Here is a 3,364-nt window from a genome sequence, read left to right on the forward strand (position 1 = left end):
GCATGCTCTACCCGCACCGTGTTGCCCCACGCACGGTACTCTGCCCGCCACGCTACACTACCATCCCCACTGGTCAGCTCACGCGGCATGCCCGCAACGTCATTGTGATACCAGTGTACCTGCGCTGCGTGCTCCGTTTCACCTTGTGAGATGGAGTTAGGGATGGGTCTCAGAATGACGGTTGGATAGGTCAGCCTGATCCTGACGACTGCCAGCTAAAGAGAAAAAGCCGGAAGGATCATTCAGATCGCTTCCGGCTTCGTTTTTTATAACTGGATATGTTTATAGTCCAGTATTTTATCAGCTATTTCCTCAGCACTAACATCTTCCTGGAAGATATAATTTGCAGCCTGAGGATCTGCAACGCTTCTACAAAGAAAGTCAATATCATTATCCGCTTCTTCTTCTGTGCCTTCACCACGCTGGATTTTTTTAATTAACTCTATAAGTTCTTTTCTTTGCATATTCAGCCTCAAAAATGATAAGCCCGTTCCAATACTAAACCTGATAAAATGTTAATCAATTATCCGCCGGATAAGCCCAAAGCTATCAATACAACTAACGCTATCGGATAGTTAAACAGCATGACCCAAGCACATATAAAGAAAGGCCAGGTGTTCTCTACTAATAAATCAGTGCAAAATACTATTTATCTGACTATGAAGGATGCGTCAAAAATATAGTTGCCGATTCAGTACTGGCGACAGGCAATGAATTTCAGATCATTGAATAATGTAGACCCATGAGCGCTAACCTTTGAGCATTGGGCTGTTATAAATAATTACTTACAGGCTCTAATCACAATTAATGGCTGCAATAACTAATTCCTAACACCGAAATCAATATAACCTTCAGAAGTGATAGCTAAGCACCATTTTGCACTTTCGTCAAAAAAATAGTGATGCTGAGGAATATTGTGAATCACATAAACCACAAACTCAGGGAAAATCTTCGGTTCCAGAGAAACCGCAAAATCAAGTGAGGAATCATTGATATAGTAAATTTTATCCTTTTTGTTTAAGAATTCATATAAGCCACTATCTTTTATGAACTCTTTAACATCAAAATCAACCTGCATGGAATCAAATTTAATTGGTCGTTCAGCATGTCTTAATAAAGAACCCCAATCAATTTTTGAACCTTTCCATTGAAAAGCTTCAGAAAGAATATCCGCAACAGGCTCCCATTCATTAATAATTATTGGCCTTGGAGAAAAGCCATCCATATCTGATAACACATCCTGTTCTAAAGTCACTTTGCTCTCCATGATTTTGATGGCAAGTCAAATAATCTCTGCAGTCTTTTCACCGATGACTCCGTAGCTTCAAATAGATAATGCTCACCTTTTTCTTTACCGCTGAATACATTTATATGAGCGCCACTACGCTCATCATATTCTATTCTGAATCCGGTTTTACCATCTGCAGTCGTCATTCCTACAGGCTTGCCTCTGGTAGATCCAAACTTCCCTGTGTTAACTTTTTCAGCCTTGAAGCCTCTTTCTTCAAGCCACTTTAGTGCTTTGTTTCTGGCTTGCTCATAACTATCCTTACACTTAGTCAACCCCAGCGGGTCGATCCAGTTCAGCGAGATCGGCGCATGCTGATAAAGATTCAGCCCACCCGCCAACCCTATCGGGTCCTGACTGATGAACCGCCCCGCATACATAACATGGCAGCTTAAAAGAAAAAGCCGGAGGGAATGTTGAGATCGCCTCCATTTTTTTAGTCCATTAAGAAGTCATCATTTTCAAGATAACAAAACGTGGCTTCGAAAAGATCGAGTTTCGTCGAACCAGGGCTTTTTACAAGGTAATTTTCGATTATAGCAGTAAACATTGGAGCGTCTAAAAAGCATCATATTAATTTACAAAATCAATTTCTTCATCTTCATTCTCTTAATGATAATACTTTCCATTATAAATATCGTCCCTAGACTCCGTATCAAATGAACTGTCCACATATAGCCGACCTACATCCGGAAGCCCTTTGTATTTCTTTAGCATCTCATCAAAATATTAAATAGCAATCATTTAACCTCCTTTATTTTCTGCATTTTGTTCCGCCACGCCATTTGTTACGCCCCCGGTACCATCAGGATGATAAATCTTGTACTAACTTTTATAACTATTAAAATCAGCAAGTTATGGTGTGGCAGGCATGTCAACATGATGCCATGTCATGTCTTTAGGGAAAGAGCTTCTGAAATTACCATTTCGCATCGGCTGGATATGATCCATTACACCAAGATTTTTAATAAAAAGCCGGAAGGATCGTTAAGATCGCTTCCGGCTTTTTTTAATTATATATACCTTTACTTTCAGCTTTTTCTATAAATATATCTTGCAGGCTTCCTTGTATTTCATCATCTTTATAGGTCACAATAAAATCACCATCAATATTATCAGGATAATGAGAACCATCCAGAGTACCTAATATGACCGAAGCACTATCGGCGATCGCGAGATCTATAAATTTAAATATACATTCCTTTTCTGCCTGACTTAGATTAGCCAGAGCATTTCTTGCTTTACCATAGGTATCAGTATCATTATTTACTGGTTTGCTGAGAGACTGCCTATAACGCTCTGAGTTATCTTCAAACAACTCTTTGAAGATAGCATTAACTACTTGTTCGTCAAGATTCATACATGCCTCTTTATCTTAATTCAGGATACATAGACTTGTTCAATTTGATAAGTTCCTGAAGTTTACTATTTGGTATCTCAGGATATACCCTTCTTAACTCCCTTATATCCCTCGCTACGACATCTCTGGCATTTGCAAATGGTAATCCAGTCTTGGGATTTATTTTACTTCTGGATACAATGCCTAATCCTTCTTTAGATACGGTGTGGCCGACTCGAGGAACTAATATGGCTGGAGCTGTCGCAGGATCATATCCTTCAACCAGATCTTTCATAATATTCTTCTGACCAACATGATGAGAGTCCAGTCCAAGATTTTTACCTTTAACAGCATTTTTATTACTTTGATGAGAACTTACATCCCATTTTTCAGGATCACATTTTCTTAACCCCAGCGGATCGATCCAGTTCAGCGGGTTCGGCGCATACTGATAAAGATTCAGCCCACCCGCCAGCCCTATCGGGTCCTGACTGATGAACCGCCCCGCATCCGGATCATAGTAGCGGAAACGGTTATAGTGCAAACCTGTTTCTGCATCGTAGTACTGGCCCTGATAGCGCAGCGGCTGGTGTACCGGCTCAGCATGGCGCGTCTGCGCATGCTCTACCCGCACCGTGTTGCCCCACGCACGGTACTCTGCCCGCCACGCTACACTACCATCCCCACTGGTCAGCTCACGCGGCATGCCCGCAACGTCATTGTGATACCAGTGTACC

4 protein-coding genes and 2 pseudogenes are annotated in these 3,364 nt (G+C 41.2%); all 6 read right to left on the reverse strand.

The genetic code is table 11. The annotated features are described in order from the left end of the window. A pseudogene (locus tag CBW22_RS27020) lies at window positions 1-155 on the reverse strand (RHS domain-containing protein); the annotation flags it as partial. Between the two features lie 111 nt (window positions 156-266). Next, window positions 267-464: a hypothetical protein gene (locus CBW22_RS25365; RefSeq protein ID WP_088518206.1), complete on the reverse strand. Its 198-nt coding sequence runs from the start codon at window positions 462-464 to the stop codon at window positions 267-269. Window positions 465-820: 356 nt separating this feature from the next. Continuing rightward, window positions 821-1,255 carry a type IV secretion protein Rhs gene (locus CBW22_RS26885; RefSeq protein ID WP_254919577.1) on the reverse strand — a complete coding sequence of 145 codons (435 nt, stop codon included), beginning with the start codon at window positions 1,253-1,255 and terminating at the stop codon, window positions 821-823. Next, window positions 1,252-1,662, reverse strand: a pseudogene (locus CBW22_RS25375) (RHS repeat-associated core domain-containing protein); the annotation flags it as partial. The pseudogene CBW22_RS25375 and the gene CBW22_RS26885, both read right to left, overlap by 4 nt. Window positions 1,663-2,297: 635 nt before the next feature. After that, window positions 2,298-2,648: a hypothetical protein gene (locus CBW22_RS25390; RefSeq protein WP_058776732.1), complete on the reverse strand. Its 351-nt coding sequence runs from the start codon at window positions 2,646-2,648 to the stop codon at window positions 2,298-2,300. Window positions 2,649-2,658: 10 nt separating this feature from the next. Beyond that, window positions 2,659-3,364 (reverse strand): RHS repeat domain-containing protein (locus CBW22_RS25395; RefSeq protein WP_176428200.1); only part of this gene is annotated, 706 nt, incomplete at its 5' end.

The organism is Pantoea sp. VS1, from assembly GCF_002207995.1.
GTDB classification, from domain to species: Bacteria; Pseudomonadota; Gammaproteobacteria; order Enterobacterales; family Enterobacteriaceae; genus Pantoea; species Pantoea dispersa.